Genomic DNA, 24,880 nt, shown 5'->3' on the forward strand with positions numbered 1-24,880 from the left:
GTATACTCATCGCATGTCGACCGCCGTGCCGGAGCTCCCGCCGCTGACCCCCGGGGCGCGCCGCGTGCTCGATGCCGCCTCCGACCTCTTCTACGAGCGCGGCATCCACGCTGTCGGAGTCGACACCATCGCCGCTGCGGCCGGGGTGACGAAGAAGACCCTGTACGACCGCTTCGGATCGAAGGAAGCGCTCGTCGTCTCGTACCTGCAGCACCGGGACGCCCGCTGGCGGGATCACGTCGCCGCTCACCTCGCACGGGTCCCGGAGCCGGGGCCCGCCCGCGTGCTCGCGATCTTCGATGCCGCCATCTCCTGGGTGCCGGGCCACAGCACCAAGGGATGCAGCGCCATCAACGCGCGCGCCGAGATCGACGGCCCCGGGGACGCCCCGCTGGTGCTCGCCGAGGCTCGTCGCGAGAAGGAGTGGCTGCTCGCGGTCTTCGCTGAGCTCTGCGGTGAGGCCGGGTTCCACGACCCGGACCGGCTCGCCGAGACGCTCATGCTCCTCTATGAAGGCGCGATCGTCACCGTCGGCATGGGGACGTTCGCGGAGCCGTTCGCGACCGCTCGGGACAGCGCGCGTCGACTGCTGGAATCCGCTGCGTCCGACGCGTCCTAGACGCCGGTCGTCGGTGAGGACGCGCGCGACGGCAGCACCGCGCGCACCGTGACCACGAGGAACGCCACGAGCAGCACCACCATCGTCACGTCCGCGACGATGTAGGCGTAGTGCGCGCCATCGGTTCCCGGAGCCTCCTGCCCTGCGATGACGAGGTCGCTGCGCCGATTGAGGATCGGGCGGATGACGATGACCTCGACGAGGAACACCAGCCACAGCCCGCCGAGCAGCAGCGCCGAGGAACGCCCGGCACGGGCACGGACGCTGACCGCCGTCAACACGAGGAGCACCGCTCCCGCGAGGACGTTGAGGGCGGTGAACACGAGGCGACCGATGCCGAGACCCAGCGGGATCGTGATTCCGGGAGCCAGGAACTTCAGCGGTGCCTCCAGGAACGAGATCGCGATGATCGCCCCGAGCAGGAAAGCGGGCAGCAGCAGGCGCAGTGCCGTCACCATGCGTCCGCCCGTCATGGCCTCAGGCTAACCGGGCGGTCCGCACCCCCGGCGACGGGTGACCGTGGAAATCGGCCCGTCGCGCCCCGCTCAGGGGATAATGGGTAACATGCCACGTCCTACCGACGCTTATCGCGGACTCATGCAGAGCAGCCGGCTGCGGGTTCTCGCCGCCTTGATGGACACTCCGGGAATCGGGCTCGCCGAGCTCTCCCTCCGCATGGGTCTCCACGTGAACACGCTCCGCGACCACCTCCGCGTGCTCGAGGGCGAGGGGCTCGCCCGGTCCGAGGTGGAGCACACCGGTCGGCGCGGAAGACCGCGCCTCCGCTTCTCCCCCGTGCTGCCGAGTGAGCCGAATGAGATCGAGGAACGGCGGCTCCGGGAGGCGATCCGCCACGGCGACCTCATGCGCGCGGTGCTCCCGGCGACGCGGTCCGGACTCCCGGAGGCGGCGACCCATCAGCTCGACGCACTGTTCCACCACCTCGATGACGTGGGCCTGCAGCCCGACATCGACGAGAAGGCGATGACCGTCGACCTCTCCCCCTGCCGCTTCCACACGCTGCTGACCGATGACCAGACCGTGGTCTGCCGCGTGCACGAGGAGCTCATGAAGTCGGTGCTGGCGAGAGCCGGCGGACCCGTGGAGATCGAACGCGTGATCCCGTTCACGAGCGCGCACTCCTGCCACGTCCGGCTCAGCCTCCGCGAGGAGTCGGCGTCCGACGCAGGAAGCTGACGCCGGGGATCAGTTGTGTAGGTTCCCGCTCGAGATGGCGGATAACCCCAGGGATTCCACGCTAGTTGGCGGTGGTCCCGGACTCAGGATTCCACGGGAAATGGCGGATTCCTACACCGCTCTCTGACGCGCCGACCCTGTCTGGTCAGCGGCCTGTCACGGCGGCGAGAGCGCTGGAGGTCACTGCAGCTGGCCGAGCTCGAGCATCTCACCGTCGAGGAAGAACGTCGGAGGGGAATGCTGAAGCTTCGGTTGACTCTGGGACTGCCAATGACCCCACCACGAACGGATGCTCGCGGTCTCACTGTCACCGTTCCAGCACGACGGCGAGGCCTTGACCCACGCCGATGCAGATCGCCACGACGGCGACGCCGCCTCCGCGTCGCGCAAGCTCATGCGCGGCATGCCCGAGAATGCGGCCCCCCGAAGCGCCCAGCGGATGGCCGATGGCCAGCGCTCCGCCGTGGATGTTGACCCGCTCAGGATCAAGTTCAGGCCACCCGGCGACGCATGCGAGCGACTGTGAAGCGAACGCCTCGTTGAGCTCGACCACGTCGACATCGGCCCAGGACCGGCCGGCGCGTGCGAGCGCCTTGTTCGCCGCCTCGATCGGCGCGATCGGGAACAGATGCGGATCGACGCCATGCGCCCCGCGTCCCGCAATCCGCGCGAGTGGCTCGCCGGGCAGCGCACCCTCCGCGGCGATCAGAACGGCGGAAGCGCCGTCGTTGATCGGCGAGGAGTTGCCGGCGGTGACGGTGCCTTCGCCGTCGCGCGCGAACAGCGGAGTAAGCCCGGCGAGCTTGTCCACGGAAGTGTCGTCCCGGATGCCCTCGTCGCGTGCCAGGTCGGCCCCTGGCACGTGCACGATCTCGCCATCGTAGACCCCGTCAGCCCACGCTTTAGCTGCCAGCCGGTGAGAGCGCACGGCGAACTCGTCCTGGGCATCTCGGGAGATTCCCCACTCTCGGGCGATCTTCTCCGCCGATTCTCCATTGGAGATGGTCCACTGCTTCGGCAGCTTCGGGTTGGTCATCCGCCACCCGATGGAGGTGTTCCACAGTGTCTGGTTACCGACCGCCGGCCACGGCCTCGGCGACTTCTCCACGATGAACGGCGCCCGGCTCATCGACTCCACTCCGCCGGCGAGCACGAGACCGGCGTCGCCGGTCTCGACAGCGCGGGCGGCCTGGATCACCGCTTCCAGCGACGACGAGCAGAGTCGGTTGACGGTCACGCCGGTGACACTGGTGGGGAAGCCTGCCAGCAGCGCCCCGAAACGGGCGACGTCGCGGTTGTCCTCTCCTGCTTGGTTCGCATCGCCGAAGATCACGTCATCGATGCGCGCGGGGTCGAGGCCCATGCGCGCGACGGTCGCCTTCATGACGACTGCGGCGAGATCGTCGGGCCGGATGCCGCTGAGCGCGCCACCCGCCCGCCCGAAGGGGGTGCGGACAGCATCGTAGACAAAGCTCGCGGTCATGGCGGGCTCCCTTCCGTGGTCGGCCGAGGGTCAGGCGAACGCCGATATTCCGGTGATCTGGCGCCCGATGATGAGCGACTGGATGAAGTCGGTTCCCTCATACGTGTGGACGACTTCCATGTCGGTGAGGTGGCGGGCGACGTGGTTCTCCAGAAGGAGTCCGTTGCCGCCGAGGAGGTCACGGGCATCCCGGCAGAGTGCACGCGCGTGCTCGCCGGTGAACATCTTCGCGAGCGAGGCCTGTTCGTTCGTCAGTCGGCCTTCATCCTGCAGGGTGGCTGTGCGGAAGCAGAGCAGCTGCATCGCGGTGAGATCGGCGAGCATGTTGGCCAGCTTGTTCTGCACCAGCTGGTAGCTCGCGATGGGCTTGCCGAACTGGACGCGCTCCTGGACGTAGGCCGCTGCCGCCTCGTACGCGGCGAGTGCGTGCCCGAGCGCCTCCCACGCGACGGTGCTGCGGGTGCGATTGAGGATCGCGGAGACGTCCCGAAAGGAGCTCGACTTCGCGAGCTTGTTCCCGGCAGGGATCCGCAGTCCGGAGATCTCGATGTGCGCCTGCTGGATCGCGCGTTTGGCGATCTTCCCGGTGATCGCCTCGGCCTCATATCCGTCGGGGTATCCTCCATCGGCATTCTTCTCAAGGACGAATGCCTTCACCTTCGAGTCTGCGGTGTCGCGTGCCCAGATGATGACGATGTCGGCGACATGGCCGAGGCCGATCCACCGCTTGGCACCGTCGATCACATAGACGTCTCCTTCGCGGCGGGCTGTGGTTTCCAGCGCAACGGAGTCTGATCCGTGCTCGGGCTCGGTCAGCGCGAACGCGCCGAGCTTGCGGAGGGCTGCCATTTCGGGCAGCCAGCGCTGCTTCTGCTCGTCGTCGCCGAGCAGTGCGATGCTGCCCATCGCGAGTCCCGAGTGCACGGCATTGAGCGTGTTCACACTGCCGTCGCCGCGTGACAGTTCCATCGCGACGAGGCCGGTCTGCAGTCGGGTCAGTCCCGGGCAGCCGTAGCCCTGGATCGCGGTGCCCACGATCCCAAGCTCGCCCAGGGCGGGGAGGATCTGGTAGGGGAAGTCCGCCAACTCCCAGTGTTCGTTGATGACAGGGAGGACCTCGGAGTCCACGAATCCGCGCACACGTGTGATGAGGTTGCGGTCGTCGTCGCCGAGAAGATCGCCGATCTGGTAGAAGTCTGTGTCGACCGGGTGTGCTGTCGTCGTGATCGTCATCTTAGTGTCCCTCTTCCCGAATCGCCGGGACGGTGACCCGGCCGCCGACGTGGTCTTCATCGCCTTCCGCGTCTTGCAGCCACCGTCGGACCGCCTCGCCATCCTGGTCGAGTGCAGGAGGCGCGGTGCGGTAGGTCGCGGGGGTGCGGGAGAACGTGATCGGGTTGCGAATGGTGGGCACCGCCTGGTCGTCGGTGCCGGCCGGAACGCTCGGGTCCAGCCCGATCTTGGCGGCGAACTCGACGCCTCCGCGAACATCCAGGACCGGCGCGCATGGGACCTGCAACGGGCTGAGGATGTCGAACCATTCCCATGCGGTCTTGGACGCCAGCCGTGCTGTCAGCAACGGGCGCAGGGCGTCTCGGTGCGCGCTGCGGTCCGCATTGGACGCGAAGCGGGTGTCTGCGGCCAGCTGCGGCAGCCCGATGGTGTCGCAGAACGTGGCGAACTGCACATCGTTGCCGATCGCGAGGACCAGTTCCCCGTCACGGGTGGGGAACGGTGCGTAGGGGTAGATACTGGGGTGGTCGTTGGCCATCCGGGTAGGAGACTGCCCGCTGAGCAGGAACCCGCCGGTCTGGTTGACCATGCCCGACAGTGCGGAGGACAGCAGGTTCAGTTCGACGTGCTGTCCCTCTCCCGAACGCTGTCGGTGGTAAAGGGCGGAGGTGATCGCGATGCAGGTGTGCAATCCGGTGATCACATCGAACACCGCAACGCCCGCGCGGAATCCTTCCGCGTCCGGCGCGCCGGTCACGCTCATCAGTCCGGACAGTGCCTGTGCGAGCAGGTCGTAGCCGGCGAGCCCTGCGCCTCCCGCGGTGCCGAAGCCGGTGATCGACGCGTAGATCACATTGGGGTTCTCCCGCTTGACGGACTCGTAGTCCAGGCCGAATCGCCGGAGCCCGCTGGGTTTGAAGTTCTCTGTGACCACATCGGCTCTGGCCGCGAGACGCTGTGCGAGGACAAGGTCATCGGGGTTGCGGAAGTCCAGCACCACAGACTGCTTGTTCCTGTTGATGGAGAGGAAGTAGGTCGACTCGCCTCGGTACTCCGGTGGCCGGTAGCTGCGTGTCTCATCCCCCAGCGGGCTCTCCACCTTGATGACCGTCGCGCCGAGGTCCGCGAGCAGCATCGTGCAGTAAGGGCCGGCAAGTACCCGGCCGAAATCGGCGACTAGGAGGCCGTCGAAAGGGCCGCCGGGAACGTCCTGCACCGTCCGGTCATCCGGGAGCGAGCTCTTCATCATCGGGAACACCTCAGTCGTCGTCATGTCCATCCAGACTCCCAGCAGCCGTTTATGTCCGTCCAATACCTGATCGGACACGTATTGATGCTGTGATCTCATGAAACGAGGGGCTGTTCCAGAACGGCACACTCGAGACTCCCGTTTGGACATCACCCTGGGGAGCGTCGAGGCGACGGTGCCGACAGCGGCCTGCGCCTGGGCGTGATCAGCAATGAGGCTAAGGAGAACCCATGGGTAGCAGGCTTGCAGGCAAGGTCGCGATCGTCACCGGCGCGGCGAACGGGATGGGGCGCGCGCATGTGCGCCGCCTCGCCCAGGAAGGGGCGAGCGTCCTCGCCACCGACGTCGACTCCGCCGGGCTCGAGCAGACCGTCGCCGAAGCGAACAGTGACGGCGGGACGGCCGTGGGGCTGGAGCAGGACGTCGCGATCGCGGCGAGGTGGGACGAGATCGTGGTAGAAGCCGAGCAGCGTTTCGGTCGGCTCGACATCCTGGTCAACAACGCGGGGGTGCTCATCCTCAAGCCCGTCGAGGAGACCACAGAGGAGGAGTGGGACCTCATCTTCCGCATCAATGCCAAGGGCGTCTTCCTCGGCACCAAGGCCGCGGCGCCTGCTCTGGTCCGCTCAGGCGGCGGATCGATCGTGAACATCTCGTCCATCTACGGCATCGTCGGCGCACCGAGCGCCGCCGCGTATGAGGCGTCAAAGGGCGCCGTCCGGCTGCTGACCAAGGCCAGCGCGGTGGACCTGGCCAAGTACGGCATCCGGGTGAACTCTGTGCATCCCGGTGTCATCGCCACCCCCATGACCACGGGGCTGCTGGCGACGCCGGAGTCGACGAAGGCCGTGCTGTCCACGACGATCCTCGACCGGCCCGGCCAGCCCGAGGAGGTCTCGAACGTCGTGCTCTTCCTCGCCTCGGACGAGGCTTCCTTCGTCACCGGCGCCGAGTATGTCGTGGATGGCGGCTATACCGCGCAGTGATCTCGGTCGGCCGGGGTCTGCGCGACCCCGGCCGACTCATCCAGACTTGTATGCCAATCCACCTTCCATCGGTACGGATTATGCAATAATCCCTGGATGGATCTGCAGCAGCTGCGCGCCTTCCTCGCCGTCGCCGAGGAACTGCACTTCGGGCGGGCAGCCGAGCGCCTGCATATGGCGCAGCCGCCGATCAGCCGCGGCATCCAGCAGCTGGAGCGGGAGTTGGGTGCGCGGCTGTTCGAGCGGAGCACCCGCAAGGTAACGCTGACCTCGGTGGGCGAGGCCCTCGTCGCCCCCGCCCAGGAGGTCCTGGACGCGCTGGACAGGGTGAGCAGGGTCGCCCGCGCAGCCGGAACGGGCGAGATCGGTCACGTCCGTCTGGCGTACGCGGGTGCGTCCTCCAACGTGATGGTCGGATTGCTCGCCCGAGCGGTCAACCAGAACCACCCGGGCATCCACCTCGAGCTGCTCAGCCAGCACTTCGCCCAACCGGCGATGCAGCTGCTCACCCGCGGCGACATCGACATCGCCCTCGGCAGGTGGGACCACATTCCCGCCGCCGTGCGCACCCGCGTGATCGCTGTCGAGGAACTCGTCATCGCCGTCCCGGAGACCCACCGTCTAGCCGACGCCGGTGCCGTGTCGATCGCGCAGTTCGAGGGTGAGCCGTTCGTGTCGCTCCAACCGCAGACCGGCACGTTGCTGCTGGAGCGGCTGCGACAGATGAGTAGAGCCGCCGGGTTCAACGCCGATGTCGTCCAGCACGCACCGGACTCGTGGACGCTGATGTCCCTCGTCTCCGCCGAGATCGGCTGCTCATTGACCCTGTCCTCGGTGATCGACAGCATCGCCGACCCGCACTTGCGCTTCCTGCGCCTGACCGACGACGTCGCACCTGTCGAGCTGCGGATGGCGTGGCTGCGCGACAGCGACGACCGTGCCTTGCACGCCGTGCTCCGGTTGTCCGAATCCGTCCTCCCGACGCCGCAGGACTAAGGGTCGCCAGGTATCAATCCGCCTGCCATTTGGTATTGGAGAGAATCAGAACGAAGTGGAAGCGTGGAGTCCACTGTGCGTATATCAACGGCGAGGACAACCATGCACGCGTTCGCGATCTTCCAAGACGACCACACCGTGACCGATGTGGAACTGCCGACACCAACGCCCGAGGGCACCGAAGTGCTCCTCCGCGTTGTTCGCTCCGGGGTGTGCCACACCGACATGCACCTGCGTGAGGGGTACTACGATCTCGGCAGCCGGGGGCGTCTGAATCTGATCGACCGGGGCGTCACCTACCCGCTTGTCCTCGGCCATGAGGTCGTCGGCGTCGTCGAAGCGGCCGGCCCCGACGCCGACGGGGTCTCGCCGGGTGAGCATCGCCTTGTCTACCCATGGATCGGCGACGGCTCCTGCGACGCATGCCAGGCAGGTCACGAGAACCTGTGCCCCTCGCCCCGTAACCTCGGCGTCGCCCGCCACGGCGGGTATGCCGAGTTTATCCTCGTCCCGCACCCCCGTTACCTCCTCGACGTCACCGGGATCGAAGAGCGGTGGGCCGCAACTCTCGCCTGCTCCGGCCTGACCGCCTACAGTGCCGCGCGCAAGGCCCTTCCGGCCACCGCGTCCGATCCGGTCGTGGTGATAGGCGCCGGCGGTGTCGGGTTGATGGCGATCGCCACGCTGCGCGCGCTCGGCCACGAAGCAGTCCTCGCGGTGGACCTGCAGGAGCGCAATCTGGAACTGGCGCGGCAGCTCGGAGCGACCACGACGATCTCCGCCCGCCAGGAAGACCTTGCCGCCGCCATCGTCGCCGGCGCCGGTGGGCCGGTCGCGGCGATCGTGGACTTCGTCAACAACTCCACAACAGCTCCCGCTGCGTTCGCCGCGCTCCGCAAGGGCGGAACGATGGTTCAGGTCGGGCTGTTCGGCGGAGAGCTGGTCATCCCCACCGCGTTGCTCACTCTGAAGATCATCACCATCCGCGGAAGCTTCGTCGGGTCCCTCGGCGAGCTCGAGGAGCTCGTCGGGCTCGCGCGGCGCGGCGCGCTCCCGCATCTCCCGATCATCGACGGGGAGTTGTCTGCGACGGCGGTGCAGGATGCGCTGGACCGGCTCGCCGCGGGCGGCGTGCCCGGCCGGATCGTGCTCAGCGCGTGACCGCGCCGGGCGTCCAGCCGGCCACGACTCACGCGTAGTCGAAGAAGCCGCGTCCCGTCTTGCGTCCCAGCTCCCCGGCCGCGACCTTGTCGCGGAGGATCTGCGGCGGGGCGAACCGCTCGCCGAGCGTCTCATAGAGGTATTCGGCGATCCCGAGACGCACGTCCAGCCCGACAAGATCGGAGGTGCGCAACGGACCTGTCGCGTGACGGTATCCCAGCACCATCGCCGTGTCGATGTCCTCAGCGCTGGCCACCCCCTCTTCGAGCATCCGCATCGCTTCCAGCGCGATTGCCGCGCCCAGGCGGGAGCTCGCGAAGCCGGGCGCGTCGTTGACGACGATCGGGGTCTTCCCCAGCGATGTCACCCACTGCTCCGCCCGTTGCCGCAGGTCCGGGTCGGTCGACGGCGTCAGCACGATCTCGACGAGTGACGAGGGCGGCACCGGATTGAAGAAGTGCAGTCCGCACACGCGCTCCGGCCTCGCGAGCTGCGCCGCGAGCCTTGTCACCGACAACGATGAGGTATTCGTGGCCAGCCACGCCGACTCCTCCACGATCCCCTCTGCTCTCTGCATCGCCTCGACCTTGAGTGCGAATGTCTCTGGGACCGCTTCGATCACGAGCTCGGCATTCCGCAGCGCCTCGTAGTCGGCGCTGGCCGCGACGCGGCCGGCGATTGCGTCGACGTCGACCGAGGCATCCCGCTCCGCGGCCTTGCGGATCCCATCGGCCAACCGCGCGGCGGCCGCGCCCGCCGCTGCCGGGTCGCGTTCGATCACGGTGACCTGCGCGCCCGCCTGAGCGAATACCTGCGCGATACCGGCGCCCATGCGGCCGCCCCCGATCACGCCGACGGTGGAGGGAACAGTGATCATCGGGTCTCCTGAGAACGGTTGAGGAATCGGGTCATCAGCTGCGTCTTGGCGTCCGACTCGAACAGGATCGCCTGCGCGAGTTCGTCGACAAGGGGGTGGGCGTCCCGCGGCGCAGCGAGCACGCGCTTCGAGACGCGGAGGGCGAGCGGATCCTGGCCAGCGATCCGATCGGCGACGGTATCCGCCGCCGCCGCTAACTGGTCGGGTTCATGCACCGAGGCCACCAACCCACACCGCAGCGCCTCCTCGGCGTCCAGCCGGCGCCCCGTGAACAGGATCTCCTTGGCCAGCGGCTCCCCCACCAGCTCGGCGAGCCGCCAGGTCGCCCCGGCCGCGGCCAGGATTCCGATCGCCGTCTCGGGGTTGCCGAACACGGCGCGGGTGGACGCGATCCGGATGTCGGCCGCGTACGCGAGTTCCGCACCGCCCCCGATCGCGAACCCGTCGACCGCAGCGATCACCGGCATCGGCAGCCGCGCGATACGGATGAACAGCCCGGAGTTGATGCCGGCCAGCGCTTCGTCGCGGCCGCGCTCGAGCAGCTGCCGGATGTCTGCGCCAGCCGCGAACACACCCCGTTCGGGCGTAGAGGTTCCGGTGAGAATCAGGATGCGGGGCTCTCGCTCCAGGCTCGTGCATACCGCGTGAAGTTCGTCGACCATGTCGTCGTTGATCGCGTTTCGCACGTCAGGACGGTTCAGTTCGACGTGAAGCCGGTCCGCGCCCTCGCGGAGTATCAGAGTGGTCACCGTCCCAGCCTCCCATCACCGATCAATGCGCGTCCAATACCCGATCCACGTACATCTGATGCGCCATCGTCATCAATCTGGACCGGGATCAGTATTGGACGAACTCGGCCACGGCGCGACAGGCTGAGAGGGCAGTACCGCGCCAGACGACCGCCGATCTGGGCGGGCGTGGCCCGTGAGACGCACGACAGCAATGAAGCGAGGAGACCACGATGGGTGCATACCGGACCATCAACCCAGCCACCGGTCAGACGGTCGCCGAGTACGCCGTGATCGGCGATGCGGACGTGGCCGACATCGTCGCCCGCTCGCACACGGCCTACCGCAAGTACCGGGAGCTGCCGCTCGCCGAACGGACGGGGATCCTGGCACGCGCGGCGCAGCTGCACCGGGACCGCATTGATGAACTGAGCGCGCTGCTGACACTCGAGGTCGGCAAACCCGTCACGCAGGCCCGCGGGGAAGTCGAGCTGGTCGCCTCGATCTACCAGTACTACGCCGACCACGCCGAAGCGTTCCTCGCCGACGAGACCCTCGACATCGTCGGCGGAGGGGAAGCGCTCGTCCGCACCGAGCCGATCGGGCCGCTGTTGGGGATCATGCCGTGGAACTTCCCCTACTACCAGGTGGCCCGGTTTGTCGCCCCCAACCTCGCACTGGGCAACACGATCATCCTCAAACACGCCCGCAACTGCCCGCAGTCCGCCCTCGCCATCGAACGCGTGCTCCACGACGCCGCGCTTCCAGCCGACGCGTACATCAACGCGTTCGTAGACAGCCGCCAGATTGCCGGCATCATCGCCGACCCGCGCGTGCAAGGGGTGTCGCTGACCGGCTCCGAGAAGGCGGGCTCGGCTGTCGGCGAGGTGGCCGGCAGGCACATGAAAAAGGTCGTCCTCGAGCTGGGCGGCTCGGACCCGTTCATCGTCCTAGAGGATGCTGACGTCGACGCGGCCGTGGCAGCCGGCGTACGCGGCCGCATCGCCAACGGCGGCCAGGCGTGCACGGCATCCAAGCGGTTCATTGTCGTGGATGCCGTCTACGACGAGTTCTCTCGGAAGTTCATCGACGCGATCACGAAGATCATCCCCGACGACCCCACGGACCCCGACACGTTCCTCGGCCCGTTGGCGTCCGCGGATGCCGGAGATGAGCTCGAGGAGCTCGTCGAGGACGCGGTCGCCAAGGGCGCCACCCTGCACATCGCCCCCGGTGCACGCCGAGAGGGCGCCTTCTACCCGCCCAGCGTGCTCACCGGGGTCACCCCGCTGATGCGAGCCTACGAGGAGGAGCTGTTCGGACCGACCGCGGTCGTGTACCGGGTGCCCTCCCCGCAGGCCGCGGTCGCCCTGGCCAACGAGTCGCCCTTCGGGCTGTCCAGCAGCGTCTTCACGCAGGATCCTCTGGCAGCCGCGCAGATCGCCCGCGAACTGGAGGTCGGGATGGTGTGGATCAACAGCACCAGCCGCAGCGCACCGGACCTCCCCTTCGGCGGCGTGAAGCGCTCCGGCGTCGGACGCGAACTCGCCCGGTACGGCATGGACGAGTTCGCGAACAAGAAGCTCATCCGAACCCCCGCCTGATATCCCCGTGTAACGCCTCCGCCGCGCCGAGTACGCAACTGCGAATCCAGGCCTCCCTGGTCGGCAGGCGGGGGCGCTGTTTTCAGGAGATCAGGGTGTTCTGCCCGTCGAAACCGTACGCGCGCAGTTTCCGGTACAGCGTCGTGCGCCCGATACCGAGGATCTCCGCTGCACGCGAACGGTTTCCGTCCGCCTCCCGCAGCGCCGCATCGATCGCCCGGTACTCGGATGCGGCGATGCCGCGCAGCTGGCGGGCACGTGTGCGCATCTCGGCGGGCAGAAGGTCGACGTCCAGGACGGTGCCGCCGGGACGCTGCACCACCATCGCGGCAATCAGAACCCGCAGCTCCGAGGCGCCACCACGCCAATCCCACCGGGAAAGCGCCTGCAGCACAGCAGGACTCAGTGTCACCGAGTACTCCTGAGCGAGTCTCACAGCCAGGCCGATGACACGGTCTGGGTCATCGCGCAGCGCAGGGAGATCGAGCCGCGGCCCTTGGCGGCCCAGGAAATCGACGACGACGCCAGTCAGGTCGTCTGCGACACAGAACACCACCCGGGCGGACCGGACGGGATCTGCCGCGCCAGCCAATTGCTGCAGGACCGGGAAGTCAACGTCGGTCAAAGACTCGACGCTGCAGACGACCACCGATGTACCTGTGCTCAGCGCCTGCACCGCCGTGGCCACGGCCCCCGGTTCCCGAAATGCCGGGGCGCCGATGACGACCGGGTCGTGGCGATCGCGTTCGCGCAGCCAGAGCTGGGCGAGAAGCGTCTTCCCACTGTCGCGCGGACCGTGGATCGCGATGCACCCGCTGCTGCGGCCGAGCACGTCGAGGTGCGCGGCAAGGCGGGAAAGCCGGGTGGGTTCCGGCGCTGCGGCCGGCTCGGACTCGGCAAGTTCCACGAGGTAGATGCTCTCCCCTGCCCGATTCACGATGCGGCGGGCAGTGCTCGGCCGATCCGCGAGCAAGACGGATGCGACATCCCCCTGCCAGTGGTGGGCCTGGAGCTCGTCCCACAGGGTCACGTGCCGCTCGGCCGAGAGCATCGGCAACGCGCCCGTCGAGGCGAGCACGCCGCCACGGCCGATGGCCAGCACACGGTGGCGGGCGGTACCGTCCGCGAACCGGGCCAGCAGCGCCTGCAGCTCCAGCGGTGCGGTGTTAAGCAGCGCGTCCTGGAGGTCACGAGCGGCCTGCTTCGCGATCGCGAGCATCGCGGGGTGGGACGCCCCGACGGGAGAGGCGAGGGCGAGCGAGCCGATGACCCGCCGCGAAAGAGGGTCGTGGATGGGGGCGCCAGCGCAGGCGAGGGTCTGCAGCCGGTCGTTGACGTGCTCGGCGCCGCGCACGAACACTGCGGATCTTTCCTCGATCGCCGTTCCGAGTCCGTTCGTGCCCAGCGCGGACTCCGAGAATTCGAATCCTTCGGCCGCGGACACCTTGTCGAGCCGTCTCGCGTGGCTCGGGTCGCCCACCTTTCGGGCGAGGATCCGTCCGGATCGGTCGCTGACCAGCAGCGCGACACGCATGTCCGCGAGTGATTCCGCCCATCGCGCCAGGACGATCTCAGCGGTGTCCTGAAAGCGTCCCGCCGGTTCGGAGAACGGGTGGTAGGCAGGAGTCGCCGTCGGATCGTAGCCGCCACCGGTGGTGAACGAGCGACGCCAACTGCGCTCGATCACCGGGGGGACGTTCAGTGTTCGGGGAGTGAGACCGTGCGCGCCGACGCCAGCTTCGAGAAGGCGTTCACGAGCCTGCCGCACGCTCGCGGCGGAATAGGTATCGGTGGACATAGCTGGGACCTCGCGTCACTGCAAGTGGTCCCACCCAGTATCCGCCTCCCTATTAGGACCCGCCAATACCTAGTCCGCTGTGGATCCATCCTCTGTGCGCATGAGTCCATGGTGGTGGGGAAGCCGGTCGCGTTCGTAGGTGATGTCGGTGTAGCCGTGAGGAATGGGCTGGCCGTGGTCGTCGAGGCCGACGAAGACGATCTTCTCGATCGTCAGAATGCGGTCACGGGTGATCATGTTGCGCACCTCGGCGCGCATCGTGAGGGAGGTGCGCCCGAACGCGGTGGCGCGCAGTCCCATCTCGATCAGGTCACCTTGTCGTGCGGAGCTGACGAAGTCGATCTCGGATATGTACTTGGTGACCGCCCGAGGGTTTCCGAGCTGGATGATGGCGTAAATCGCGGCCTCTTCATCGATCCAGCGCAGCAGGCTGCCGCCGAACAGGGTGCCGTACGCGTTCAGGTCCTCGGGACGGACCCAGCGGCGTGATCGGAAGGTGACGTCTTCTGACATGTTGTCGCTCATAGGACGACCGTAGGCCGGGAAGCACACTCCCGGCCTACGGTTACCGTCGATCAGGCCGGGATGGGCTGTCCGATGCTGAATCCTTCGAAGTCCTTCGCCTGGATCTCCGAGAGGAGGCCGCGGTAGGCGCCTAGGCCGCCGAGGTAGAACATCACGGCGTGCTTCTTGCCGGGGATGTTCGCCCCGAAGATCCACGAGTCGGTCTTGGGGAACAGCGTGTAGTTTGCGATCGTCGTGCAGGTCTCGGTCCATTCGTCCTCGACCTGCTGCGACACCTCGATGAGCCCGCCTCTCCGCTCCGCCTCGGTCACCAGAGTCGTGATGAACTCGACCTGCGCCTCGATGCTGGGCACCAGGTTGGTGAACGGCCCGTTGGGGCCGAGGATCATGAACATGTTCGGGAATCCGGCCGTCATGATGCCGAGGAAGCTGGTCGGGGCGTCGGCCCAGTGCTCGTCGACGCTCACCCCTCCGCGCCCGCGGATGTCGATGCGGCGGTAGTTGCCGTCGACCGCGTCGAACCCGGTAGCCAGCACGAGCACATCCAGCTCGTGCTCAACACCGTCCGCGGTCTTCACCCCTCGTGGGGTGATCTCAACGATTGGGTTCTCCTTGATCGACACCAGCTTCACGTTGTCCTGGTTGTACACGTCGTAGTAGCCCTGGTTGCACAGGGGCCGCTTCGCATACGGCTGGGTCGGGGTGAGCAATCGCGCCGTCTCCGGGTCCTTGACCGTCTCAGCGATCTTGCGGCGGATGAACGCAGCGGCTGCCTCGTTCGACTCCGGGTTGATAGCGATGTCGTTGAACGTGCCGAACATGAAATAGAATCCGTTGCCTCGGTCCCATGCCGCCTGGAACACGCGCTCCCGCTCGGCCTCGTCGACATCGGTGGCCGCGACGGTGGACTCCTCGAACCCGAAGGCGACGCCGGAGTTTCGGACCTGCTCCCAGATCTCCGGGAACCGGGACTTGTATCCGTCCACCTCCCCCGGGCCGACCGGTCCGTTGCCGGAGGGGACGCTGTACTGCGCCGAGCGCTGGAACACGGTCAGGTGCGACACCTGCTTGGCCGCGGCGACGATGAACTGTGTTCCGGTCGAGCCAGTGCCGATGACCCCCACCCGCTTGCCCTCGATCGACAGGTCCTCCGGCCACTCCGCGGTGTGCACGAGGCGGCCTTCGAACGAGTCGATCCCGGGGATGTCGGGGATGTTGGTTGCTGCGAGCAGTCCCAGCGCCGCCACCACGTATCGGGCCGTGAAGGATTCTCCGGCGGAGGTGCCGACCGTCCAGGTGTTGGTGGCTTCGTCGAAGACGATCGACGTGACTTCGGTGTTCAGCCGGAAGTCCTTGCGGAGGTCGTACCGGTCGACGACGGTCTCAAGGTAGCGGAGGATGTCGGGCTGGTCAATGTACTTGCGGGCCCAGTCCCACTCCTGCAGCAGTTCGTCATCGAACGAGTATCGGTAGAAAGGGCTCTCCGTGTCGGACATGGCGCCGGGGTACCGGTTCCAGTACCAGGTTCCTCCGATGCCGGCGCCCTTCTCGAACCCGCGGACGCGCAGGCCGAGCTTGTCGCGCAGGGTGTGTAGCTGGTAGATGCCGCCGAAACCGGCGCCGACGACGATCGCGTCGAAGTCCGTGGTCTGTGTGGATGTCATGGTGCAACTCCTTCGGTGAATGAGGTGGGTGGGGTGCTGCAGGTCAGTGGCGAAGCCACTGGCCGATCGCCGCAAGCTCCGCGTCGACGTCCGCGTCGCGGCCAGCCAGGAACGGGTAGACGTGCTGCTGTCCTTCGGCGACATGCAGGGTGACGTCAACGCCGGCGCCCTTGGCGCGCTCTGCCACGCGGATGGCATTGTCGACCAACGACTCGACCGAACCGGCGTTGACGTACAGCGGGGGGAACCCGGTGAAATCCGCGTAGAGCGGGTTCGCGAGCGGCGCCGACGGGCTGGTGGTCTCCCCCAGCACGCCGGCGATCATGCCCTCCAGGAGCGGCACGGAGATCAGCGCGTCGGTCGCATCGTTGGTGACCAGCGTCGCGCCGCGGTTCTCCATGTCCAGCCACGGGGAGAACGCGATGACGTGCCCGGGCAGCGGCCGTCCCTTCGCCTTCAACGCCAACGGGATGGCGATGGCGAGATTGCCTCCCGCCGAGTCGCCGATGGTGGTGACGTCCTCGGGGTGGACCCCCCGCTCCAGCAGGGCCTCGAACGCCGCGACCCCGTCGTCTACCTGGGCGGGGTGCGGGTGCTCGGGCGCGCGACGGTAGTCCAGCACGAACGCTGTTACCCCGGCCGCCTTCGCGACGTGCGCGGCGAGCTTCCGGTGGCTGGCCGCAGAGCCGACGGCGAACCCGCCGCCGTGCGTGTAGAGGAGGACCTTGGAGCGATCGGCTCCGGCCGGGAACGCCCAGATGCCGGGCACGCCGCCGACCGTCTCCTCCTTGTAGGTGACATTTTCCGGTTCGATGGTCGGCTGGTGCCATTCATCGAAGATGCTGCGGAACAGCCGCATGTCCAGCTCGTGGGTGGCCATGAGCTCGGACCAGCCCAGATACAGATCACGCAGGGCGCTCGGGACGACTGCGGTCGCGGTGGATGACGAGGACATCGCATAACTCCTTCGTTGATGCTCGGCGCCTGCAGGAACTAGGCGACCACTCGGTGGATGAGCTCTACTCTCAGGGAGGATTCCGCCACAGCGCTGTGCCGATTTGGAACAGCTCACCCGGGTTGCCCGGTGACCACGACAGAGATCGGCTCCGGCGCACGGCATGATCAGGATCCAGCGCACGAACGAGACCGGATCGGGCACGGTGCCAGACGATCAGCGCCGCCACGACGAGAGTCGCGGCGGTCACCGCCATTGCTCCGACCCAGCCGCTCTGCGTGAAGACCGTCGCCAGGACGAGACCGACAGCCGGGATTCCATCTCCACGGAGAGCGACGGCAGCACACGCCGGACGGCGAAGATCTACTCACCGCCACCGTCTCCGCTTCCGACGACGACGACAGCTTCGGCTTCTACTCCCGGCCCACCAAGGCCCACATCATCGCCGCCGGCATCCGCCGCACCGCATGAACGAGCGCCTCATGAACAGCCGCACCAGCCTCACCATCTACCCCGCCCACGACGAGCAAACCCTGCTCCCGCCGACGCCGATCCTCGTCGACGAGCACTACTTCGTCCGCGCCGGGCTCGAGCAACTCCCCGCCCGCCTCATCGGGTTCAGCCCCGCCGGCGCGCTCGCCATCACGGCGTGGGTTCACGACGTGTTCCGTGCCCCGGAGCTCGCACGCGACCTGTACCCGACTTTCATCATCGCCGGTCGCGTCCAGGCATATCCGATCCCCGCCGCCAGGGTCACCGTGCGCGAGCCCGCCGGCGTCGTCCAGGTCGTGATCACCGACCCTCGCGGCAAGAGATACCGGCCATACCTCGGCGAGGACCGCGACATTGCCGACCGCATCGCCGCGGCCTGGGGCTCCCACCGCGGATACTCCGCCACCGTCCAACCGATCACCTGACAATCACGAACGGAGACACCATGCGCTGCTTGATGTGCGAAGAGCCCACCACGATGTACATCCCCTCGGACGACGTCGACGGCATCGGGCTGCATAGCTGCGGTGTCTGCGGGTTCGAGATCGAAGGCCCCCGCGACGAACCCGCGCATGTCGCCGACCATCGGAAGCTCACTGCAACGACGACCTCGACGACGTGTAGGTTCCCGTTGGAAATGGCCGAGGATGCCGGGAATCCCCGGTAGTTGGCAGTGGCCGAAGGCTCAGGATTCCGTGGGGAATGGCGAATCCCTACAGCCCCACGCCAGTCAGTCCTCGGCAACGCTGTCAGCGGCGTCGAGGCCGGGCAGTGTGAGAGCAGTCGCTTCGATCTCTTGCTGGGGTGCAGGCTCGGGCGGCGCCTGCGCCGGCTTACCGAACCCTGCGATTAGAAGCTCGCTGATGTCGTCCTTCAGAGAGCCAAAGCTTCGCAGGAACGCTGCAATGAGGCTCACGCTTGATCTTGCCGCCGGATCATTGAGTCGAAGCTGAGCCCCCGCAGCTTCTGAGATGTCTCGCCCACGAGCTAGCCGCTCGTGAACGACGAGATCAAACTGTCGAGGCAAGTCTCGGAGCGCGGGCTGACGGCCTAGCCGGATTGCGAGTTCTGCAGCAGAGTCAGCCCACTCCGGCGGTGAGGGCTCAAACGCGCCCATGGCCTCAGTCCGCACCTCGGGCGAGGCCTTCGCCGCCGCGAGCAGTCCACTGATGAACTTGTCGAAGTCGCGCGACAACTGGCGCATGCGCTGAGCGGGCACAACTCCGTCTGCGAGGCGTTCGCGAAGAAAACTTGTGAATGCACTCGGATCCATCGGGCGGACAAATCCCACGATCGTTACGAGGTTGAGTACCCAGATACTGAGGGTCTCTGAAATGAGCCACCGTACCGCGAGCTGTTCGTCATCCTTGACGCCGGGCGTCCAGCGCTGGCAAAGCGTCTCAAGTAGACCCAGGCTCTGCTTCAGTGCAGCGAACGGATCTAGAAACCACACGGTGGAAGTGAGGAACTTGAACGCAGGTCCGAGCGTGGGATCGTCCTTGCTGACTACTTTGACTGTGCGCCGCAGAAGCAGGGCGTTGGGTCCGTGGGCCCCAAGATCTGTGAGTTTCGAGAGATTAAGTGCGGCCTCTCGCGCCTGGAGGTCGTTGATCGATTCGACGCTGACGCGGGAATGGCGGCCCAGCTCCCGGGTTCTGGGCGTCACGCTCGAGGCAACAGTCAGTTCCGCTCGCTCTGCGCCTACCAACTCTTGCAGTCCGCGTAGCCACACAATACGGTCGAGTGGTTTCGGCGCGCTCTTCCCCGTCCCGCTCTTGGACTCGCCAATGGTCCGGTGACTCTCGAGCCCGGGACCAAGCCCGATGGCGAGTAGATCCAGGTCGGTGACTTGGATGAGTTCCGCGCCGTAGTAGCTGATGAGGTCGATGCCTACCCGAGTGAAGTACCCCTCCCAGAACCACACTTGGCCTACGCGGCATTCGAGTCGATCACCGGGGGTTAGCGGGTCGGTCTTGACGGGTGGCACGTTGCAGTTCCTTTCTCAGCTCGAGGATCGCTGATCTCGCGATCTCGTCAGCGGCTCCGAGGTCGCCCGCGCCCGCACGTGTTTGCTCTGGGTTGGTGAACTCGCCTGGAGCTCGGAGGAGGTTCACCGTCGGGTCCGTCGTTCCTGCGGACGTTGATGAGTTCTGAAGCCACGCGAGCCCGCCTTCGACGATCTCCTCCTTCACAAGTTCGAGGTATGCCCGGCCGTGGTCCGTTTCACGGACGCGAACGATGCCGTGCGCCTCAAGCAGGTGGTAGTCGGTGCTGATGTTGCTCGCAGGCCCAACGCTCCCGCGGTTTAGGAGCGCCCGCACGAGGACCACAGGATCGTGTATTCGACCGCCGCTACGTTCCGCTCGTTCATGCCCGAAGAGCATGTGGGCGACAAAAAGCTTGCGCTGATTCAGCGCCTCGGTGGTTGTGAGCCGGTCGTCCTCCGACTCGAGAGTAGGTGAAAAGACATATGTCTGCGCTCCGGATCCTCCCGTCGACTTGACGGTGGCGGCCTGGACGAGTCCGACCTTCTGTGCTGCGCCGAACACGCCGGGGGTCGGTTGCGCGAGGAGTGGAAGTGCGAGGCCGGGGTGTTGCGCTGCCTGTTCACATATGCCGAGAAGCGCGTCGCGCTCGCCCGGGGGAAGGCCACGGAGGAACGACGCGATCTCAATCTGTCCTGACTCCCACACGTAAGGGCTATAAATTACGTCCTCGGCGAGATCGACGGAGTTGACGCGCTTTGTAAGGCCTGTCGCCAGTGCAAGGTTCAGACCGGTTTCGCTGACTTGGTCGTTGAATCCTCGTCGGTGGAGTTGGTCGAGATGTTGGGTGGTCGTCAACGGGGCGAACGATGCGACTTCGATCGAGTGCAGCGTTACGATCTCATCGATGGTCGGGTTGAGCTGCTGTAGAACGCGGTAGGACTGTTCGATGAGGTTCCCGGTTACGCCCAGAAACTCCTGCACCTCGATTACAACGCCTTGTGTGTCCAGCGCGAAGTCTGCAACATTGGCAGCCTTCAGCGCCGGCAGCACGGTCGAGTGAAGTGATTGCCTTCCAATTCCTGCCTGGACGGCGAAAGACTCGAGGGCGGATGCACTCAAGGGGTCGGAGAATCCATGGATGCGGGCGACGAAGTCCATCGCTTCGCCTGCGTGAAGTAGTGACTCGAGTCTGGGTCTCAGAGCCGGGTCGATTGTGCGCGAGGCTTGATGAACCCGCGTCACAGCGCGCCCGAGTCGCCGGTCGGACCTGTTGACGTCCAGATCGGCAGTGGTGCTCTCCGCCATTCGAATCTCCTCACCCGCTACCGAGATGAGCCTACTGATCGGGCGTACGCTCCTCGCAGTGCGCTCGTCTCAATTTGTGGGGAATCGCATTTCGAGCACTCGCTGCCATTTGACGACGTCGGCGGCGTCCTCGGGCCGAAGACTGCGCATGTGTGCCAGACGATTCCGAATCGGCATGATCTGCGCGCTGAACTGTCGCCAGTGAGCGGCGCTCAACCCCAAGTCGCCGATCTGGGAACGGTCCTTTAGTTGGAGCAACTCCCCGAGTGAGAGCCATTCGAGAGGGTCGCGCAATTGCTTGACCGACGTGGCGCCCATGTATGCCGATTCGCTCGCTCGCTCGAGCACTTTTTCCGGAAGGTCGCCGTTCAGGCACTGCGTGCGCCAGTTCTCCGCCCATGCGGCGATTGCGCGCCGACGCACTTCGCGTCGGATGATCCGCTCGATCTTCCAGAGTCCCGAACTCACCTCGGCAAGCTGCTGCTGAGGATCGAGGGCATCCGCGAGAACCTCGTCGAGCGCCTTCTTGAGCGGTCCGAGATGCTTCGGAAAATTCCATGTCCGAGTCGCACCGTCGGGCGCTGTAAGGCTGGAACCATCCAGCGCCTCAAGCTCCCTCGCGTTGAGCAGGCCCAGCGCGCTCTGGCCAATCAGCAGGCTCTCGTACACGACACGATCGAGAGACGCAGCCAGGTCCATACCGAGTTCTGTCAGCGCCCGGCACAGTACGTCGGCCGGGGAGGCGCCGTCTTCAACGCACGTTGGCCACTCGTGAGCGCCTGTGCTCTTGACGACCGGAGCATGCGCCAGGCTGGCGTCGTCAAGGAGCGAACTCCCGACCACTGGAGGGAAAGCAATCCGAGGCGCCCGGGAGAGGAGGATGACCCTGCCGCCGGCCTCGACGTCGCTGAAGACGCGCTCGCGTAGCGCACCCATCTGAGTGGCCTCACTCTGCATCGTGAGCGACTCCATCCCGTCGATCACGACTGTTCCGGTGGTAAGTGGGCCATCTGGCTGCAAGTAGTCCCGGACGCGCGTCACGTTCACCTGCGAAGCCCCCAGAGCGCGGCGGGCTGGCTCGTTGCTCGAGCCCAGCTGCAGGAACACGACGCGGAGTTGCTCCGCTTTTCGGTGAACGCCCAGTATCCAGTCGGAGTAGTCGGTCGCGCTCATACGAGCTCCAGGATCACGCTGACTTCGAACTCGCCGTCCTGTTCGTGAATCAGACCCAGGTCCTTCAGTCGACGAACTGCGACGTGCTCGCTGGATGCGAGTTCCTTGAAGTCGGCTGCACTGTCCATCAGCACGTCCAGCATGACGGCCTCGTTCGCGTAGTAGCGCTTGACGTGTTGGACCATCTCCTCAATGTTGCCTTGGACGCGACTCTTCCAATCATCAAGTTCTGTGAGCACGGAAGCGCGAGTCATCGTACGTTGGAAGACGTCGGTCGGAAGGTGCTGCACGACGGCTGAGCTCAGATTTCGATACAGATAGGCGTGACCACCGGACGCCTCGTGGAGTGCCTCGAGCGCACCAGGTTCGATCTGGATGCCCATCTTGCCGCCGACGGTGCTCGCGAGATCGTCCGCCTCTTCTCGCTCCAGCGGCTTCACGTACACGGCCTTCGCCCAAGAGAAGAGGGGATTCGGTCGACCATACAGTCGTCCACCTTCAACGATGGCGCTTGTAAGGCCGGACAGCACGAAGGTGAAGTTCTCAGACTCCTGCACGATGCTCCTGAGGGCCGATAGCAGCTGCGCAATGCGTGGCATGTCGCCTTCAGCGATATCGATGCGATCCGCTGGGGTCAAGTACTCGATCTCGTCCAGGAGGAGCAGGATCCTATGCCCGTCTTTGTGGAGATGCTTGAGTATCGCCTGGAGAGCGTTCTTCAGGTCGAGGATGCTCGGGCGTTCCTGCAGCTGCGAAAGCTCTTGGGTGCGCAGCTTGTGAGCTTTGAGTTCAGCAATCAGTCGTCGACGCAGATCGCTGACGATGTCGTCGGTGGGGTCTTCCGGCGGAGAGGGGAAGGCCTCCAGGTCCATGAGGACGGTCACCACTTTGTCCTCTTGCAACTCCTCCTTAAGCTGCATGAGGATGCTCGTCTTGCCCGACTTCCGCAGTCCGAAGACGCCTGTGACTCGCTGGTTGAACACGTCGTCACGCATCGACTGCAGCAGTGTCCTGCGGCCGAAGAAGCTCGCGCCATACACGGGAGTCGTCATGTAGAAGAGGTCTCGGGCATAGATGTAGTCGCGAAGAAGGGTAATTAGCGAGAGTTCGTCTTCGTCGTCAATCAAGAGCGGGATCGCTAGTTTCGCGGGGCGCGACCAGTCGTTCAGTTTGATCTGTAGACGCCGATCGGGCGACCACATGAAGAAGATGTCCGGAGTGATGGAACGATCGGCGCCACCGAGCTCGCGGGCCGCAGCCTGGAAGGTCCGGCCCTGGAGATCCTCATGCGGACTGTAGAAGATCATCACCTCGCGGGTAAACCCAAACCCGGCCTCGATCGCTCCACTGAATCGCACATGGACGATCGCGCAGTCCCTGAAGCCATCCTGACGGCAGAACCCCGCGTAGACCACCTGGGAGCCAAGACTTCGCAGAGCGTCGATGTGGTCACGCAGGACCGGGTACTTGTATCGAACGCGCTCGACGTTTGCCAGCAGGTCTGGGTGCTGGGGCGCCGCCACAGCGCCCGATCGCCAGCCGAACTGTCGAGTGGATGGTGCGGTCGGATCGAATCCCGGCCGATCGACATGCGGGTCTACGTGCTCACGTCGCATCGGCGATGGCCGAGGCGAACCGGGTCGAGGGGGTCGGGCACCGAACGACGCCCTCACCTTGCGAGCAACTGGAGCTTCTATCGATGAAGACGGGCTCTTGACGAACTCACCAAGTTCTCGCAGACGGACCAAGACGGCCTTTGCGTCGACTCCCAGTTCGGCGGCGAGCTCGTGCACTCGCATCTTCGCCATCTGTTCTCCGCTCGTGGTCACTTGGCCCGCTGTGTCTGCCAGGGGCTGTGCATTACCGGCGAAGCCGGGTTGCCAGATCAGTCTGTTGCATGCTGCAGACACCGGCTGCGATGACACGGCTCGATATATCAGTCGCCGTCCGCCGTCCCACCGAGGCGGCGCGCCTTGAGCAGCACGTTCATGTGCCTCGGGTGGGCTACCCATTGAGTTGTGATCGGTCCAGCGCGTCGAGTGAAATGGCCTTCCACCGGCTGCTAGGCCTTGCTGGGCCTCGGGCCAAACGGGGTCCAGGCCCATGCCCGCGACGAACGTCACGCAGCGCTGGATGTCGATGAGGTCTTCTGGGGCCGCTTTCAGCCGCTTGAAGTGTGCGATGCCATGAGGCGAGCATCTCACGACGGGCGAGACTTCCTGAGCGAGAGCAACCACTCGACTCGAACAGGCTCTGACCCAATCAGTGGACACAAATTCACCGGTGTGAGAGACTACTCCGTTCGCCAAACGAAGGGTCTGGCCGATGTCACACTCTGACGGCAACACGGACTGGGGGCGGATCATCCGCGACATGATCGCGCGTAGCACCGACTCTGCCCCCACCGAGCCCGGGGTCTACCGGATGCCGTGTGGGAACTGCTACGTCGACTTCTTCCTCGCCTCGGACGGCACCGAACGGTGGCTCGTCCCAGGCGATGAGCGCAGCTACACCCGCGACACCGTGGCCATCGCTCGCCACGGCGAGCACCCGTGGGAGCGGATGTACACCCTCGGCCATGCCGCCGCCGAGATCCGCCGCCGCGCGACCGCCGACGGCACACCCGTTCTTGTCCTGATCGATGAGCTGGCAGCGGTCGCCGCCACGGAGGATGCGGCGGAAGACGAGGAAATCGCCCGTATCGCCCGGGAGCGTCCCGCCGACAGTGCGGAGGTGGCGCGCTCCGATCTCGCCCGGAAATTCGGGATCGATCTCGACGAACTCTAGGAACATCTAGCGGTGTCTACCGAAACGCTAGACACCGCTAGATTCTGCTAGACATCCGTC

General features: G+C 66.0%; 22 protein-coding genes and 1 pseudogene. 8 read left to right on the forward strand and 15 right to left on the reverse strand.

What is annotated here, in order from left to right; all coding sequences use genetic code 11:
* Positions 1–13: 13 nt before the first annotated feature.
* The gene (locus CJ226_RS16110) at positions 14–619 is read left to right on the forward strand and encodes a TetR/AcrR family transcriptional regulator (RefSeq protein ID WP_102209812.1); all 606 of its coding nucleotides are present in this window, start codon (positions 14–16) and stop codon (positions 617–619) included.
* Here the strand turns inward: CJ226_RS16110 and CJ226_RS16115 are convergent.
* A complete protein-coding gene (locus tag CJ226_RS16115; protein ID WP_062637807.1) occupies positions 616–1,092 on the reverse strand; it encodes a hypothetical protein in 477 nt (158 codons plus the stop codon). The genes CJ226_RS16110 and CJ226_RS16115 overlap by 4 nt on opposite strands.
* A gap of 91 nt (positions 1,093–1,183) precedes the next feature.
* On the opposite strand from CJ226_RS16115, the gene CJ226_RS16120 reads away from it, so the two are divergent.
* Positions 1,184–1,816: a winged helix-turn-helix transcriptional regulator gene (locus tag CJ226_RS16120; RefSeq protein WP_146008260.1), complete on the forward strand. Its 633-nt coding sequence runs from the start codon at positions 1,184–1,186 to the stop codon at positions 1,814–1,816.
* 307 nt (positions 1,817–2,123) lie between these two features.
* On the opposite strand, the gene CJ226_RS16125 is transcribed toward CJ226_RS16120, so the two are convergent.
* The 3 genes from CJ226_RS16125 to CJ226_RS16135 are packed head-to-tail and all read right to left on the reverse strand — an operon-like array spanning position 2,124 to position 5,859.
* Positions 2,124–3,299, reverse strand: coding sequence for a thiolase family protein (locus tag CJ226_RS16125; RefSeq protein ID WP_005055005.1), 1,176 nt, complete (start codon positions 3,297–3,299; stop codon positions 2,124–2,126).
* 30 nt (positions 3,300–3,329) lie between these two features.
* Positions 3,330–4,532: an acyl-CoA dehydrogenase family protein gene (locus CJ226_RS16130; RefSeq protein ID WP_005055001.1), complete on the reverse strand. Its 1,203-nt coding sequence runs from the start codon at positions 4,530–4,532 to the stop codon at positions 3,330–3,332.
* Between the two features lies 1 nt (position 4,533).
* Positions 4,534–5,859 (reverse strand): CaiB/BaiF CoA-transferase family protein, encoded by a 1,326-nt coding sequence (locus CJ226_RS16135; RefSeq protein ID WP_232783957.1) that lies wholly within the window; start codon positions 5,857–5,859, stop codon positions 4,534–4,536.
* Between the two features lie 152 nt (positions 5,860–6,011).
* On the opposite strand from CJ226_RS16135, the gene CJ226_RS16140 reads away from it, so the two are divergent.
* The 3 genes from CJ226_RS16140 to CJ226_RS16150 all read left to right on the forward strand — a co-directional run bounded on the left by CJ226_RS16140 (position 6,012) and on the right by CJ226_RS16150 (position 8,924).
* The gene (locus CJ226_RS16140) at positions 6,012–6,767 is read left to right on the forward strand and encodes an SDR family NAD(P)-dependent oxidoreductase (protein WP_005054998.1); all 756 of its coding nucleotides are present in this window, start codon (positions 6,012–6,014) and stop codon (positions 6,765–6,767) included.
* 96 nt (positions 6,768–6,863) lie between these two features.
* A complete protein-coding gene (locus CJ226_RS16145; RefSeq protein WP_005054995.1) occupies positions 6,864–7,763 on the forward strand; it encodes a LysR family transcriptional regulator in 900 nt (299 codons plus the stop codon).
* A gap of 147 nt (positions 7,764–7,910) precedes the next feature.
* Positions 7,911–8,924, forward strand: a complete 1,014-nt coding sequence (locus CJ226_RS16150; RefSeq protein ID WP_245610949.1) for an alcohol dehydrogenase — start codon at positions 7,911–7,913, stop codon at positions 8,922–8,924.
* A gap of 28 nt (positions 8,925–8,952) precedes the next feature.
* On the opposite strand, the gene CJ226_RS16155 is transcribed toward CJ226_RS16150, so the two are convergent.
* Together CJ226_RS16155 and CJ226_RS16160 are read right to left on the reverse strand one after the other, a co-directional pair.
* Entirely contained in the window at positions 8,953–9,801 is an 849-nt protein-coding gene (locus CJ226_RS16155) for a 3-hydroxyacyl-CoA dehydrogenase family protein (RefSeq protein WP_005054991.1), read from the reverse strand.
* Positions 9,798–10,550, reverse strand: coding sequence for an enoyl-CoA hydratase/isomerase family protein (locus CJ226_RS16160; protein ID WP_005054989.1), 753 nt, complete (start codon positions 10,548–10,550; stop codon positions 9,798–9,800). The genes CJ226_RS16155 and CJ226_RS16160 overlap by 4 nt, the downstream gene beginning before the upstream one ends.
* A 212-nt stretch (positions 10,551–10,762) precedes the next feature.
* Between CJ226_RS16160 and CJ226_RS16165 the strand changes: the two genes are divergently transcribed.
* Positions 10,763–12,133 (forward strand): NAD-dependent succinate-semialdehyde dehydrogenase, encoded by a 1,371-nt coding sequence (locus CJ226_RS16165; protein ID WP_005054987.1) that lies wholly within the window; start codon positions 10,763–10,765, stop codon positions 12,131–12,133.
* 82 nt (positions 12,134–12,215) lie between these two features.
* On the opposite strand, the gene CJ226_RS16170 is transcribed toward CJ226_RS16165, so the two are convergent.
* The 4 genes from CJ226_RS16170 to CJ226_RS16185 form a co-directional block, all read right to left on the reverse strand.
* The gene (locus tag CJ226_RS16170) at positions 12,216–13,931 is read right to left on the reverse strand and encodes a helix-turn-helix domain-containing protein (protein ID WP_005054985.1); all 1,716 of its coding nucleotides are present in this window, start codon (positions 13,929–13,931) and stop codon (positions 12,216–12,218) included.
* A 69-nt stretch (positions 13,932–14,000) separates the two neighbouring features.
* Positions 14,001–14,456: an acyl-CoA thioesterase gene (locus CJ226_RS16175; protein WP_230005328.1), complete on the reverse strand. Its 456-nt coding sequence runs from the start codon at positions 14,454–14,456 to the stop codon at positions 14,001–14,003.
* Between the two features lie 50 nt (positions 14,457–14,506).
* Positions 14,507–16,120, reverse strand: a complete 1,614-nt coding sequence (locus tag CJ226_RS16180; protein WP_005054981.1) for an NAD(P)/FAD-dependent oxidoreductase — start codon at positions 16,118–16,120, stop codon at positions 14,507–14,509.
* Positions 16,121–16,163: 43 nt separating this feature from the next.
* Positions 16,164–17,075 carry an alpha/beta hydrolase gene (locus CJ226_RS16185; protein ID WP_005054979.1) on the reverse strand — a complete coding sequence of 304 codons (912 nt, stop codon included), beginning with the start codon at positions 17,073–17,075 and terminating at the stop codon, positions 16,164–16,166.
* Between the two features lie 482 nt (positions 17,076–17,557).
* On the opposite strand from CJ226_RS16185, the gene CJ226_RS16190 reads away from it, so the two are divergent.
* Positions 17,558–17,992, forward strand: a complete 435-nt coding sequence (locus CJ226_RS16190) for a hypothetical protein (protein ID WP_101305219.1) — start codon at positions 17,558–17,560, stop codon at positions 17,990–17,992.
* A 305-nt stretch (positions 17,993–18,297) separates the two neighbouring features.
* Here CJ226_RS16190 and CJ226_RS16200 read toward each other — a convergent pair whose 3' ends face one another.
* From CJ226_RS16200 to CJ226_RS18515, 5 genes and pseudogenes are all read right to left on the reverse strand, one after another.
* Positions 18,298–19,554: a hypothetical protein gene (locus tag CJ226_RS16200; protein ID WP_005054973.1), complete on the reverse strand. Its 1,257-nt coding sequence runs from the start codon at positions 19,552–19,554 to the stop codon at positions 18,298–18,300.
* A complete protein-coding gene (locus CJ226_RS16205) occupies positions 19,517–20,713 on the reverse strand; it encodes a hypothetical protein (RefSeq protein ID WP_165801300.1) in 1,197 nt (398 codons plus the stop codon). The genes CJ226_RS16200 and CJ226_RS16205 overlap by 38 nt, the downstream gene beginning before the upstream one ends.
* Positions 20,714–20,929: 216 nt before the next feature.
* Positions 20,930–22,033 (reverse strand): hypothetical protein, encoded by a 1,104-nt coding sequence (locus tag CJ226_RS16210; protein WP_005054969.1) that lies wholly within the window; start codon positions 22,031–22,033, stop codon positions 20,930–20,932.
* Positions 22,030–23,556 carry an AAA family ATPase gene (locus tag CJ226_RS16215; RefSeq protein ID WP_005054967.1) on the reverse strand — a complete coding sequence of 509 codons (1,527 nt, stop codon included), beginning with the start codon at positions 23,554–23,556 and terminating at the stop codon, positions 22,030–22,032. The genes CJ226_RS16210 and CJ226_RS16215 overlap by 4 nt, the downstream gene beginning before the upstream one ends.
* A gap of 140 nt (positions 23,557–23,696) precedes the next feature.
* Positions 23,697–23,841: pseudogene (locus CJ226_RS18515) on the reverse strand (translation initiation factor IF-2 N-terminal domain-containing protein); the annotation flags it as partial.
* Positions 23,842–24,358: 517 nt separating this feature from the next.
* Here CJ226_RS18515 and CJ226_RS16220 point away from each other — a divergent pair.
* The gene (locus CJ226_RS16220) at positions 24,359–24,820 is read left to right on the forward strand and encodes a hypothetical protein (protein ID WP_005054965.1); all 462 of its coding nucleotides are present in this window, start codon (positions 24,359–24,361) and stop codon (positions 24,818–24,820) included.
* The last annotated feature ends 60 nt before the right edge of the window (positions 24,821–24,880 follow it).

The organism is Microbacterium sp. UMB0228 (genome assembly GCF_002871415.1).
Classification (GTDB): domain Bacteria; phylum Actinomycetota; class Actinomycetes; order Actinomycetales; family Microbacteriaceae; genus Microbacterium.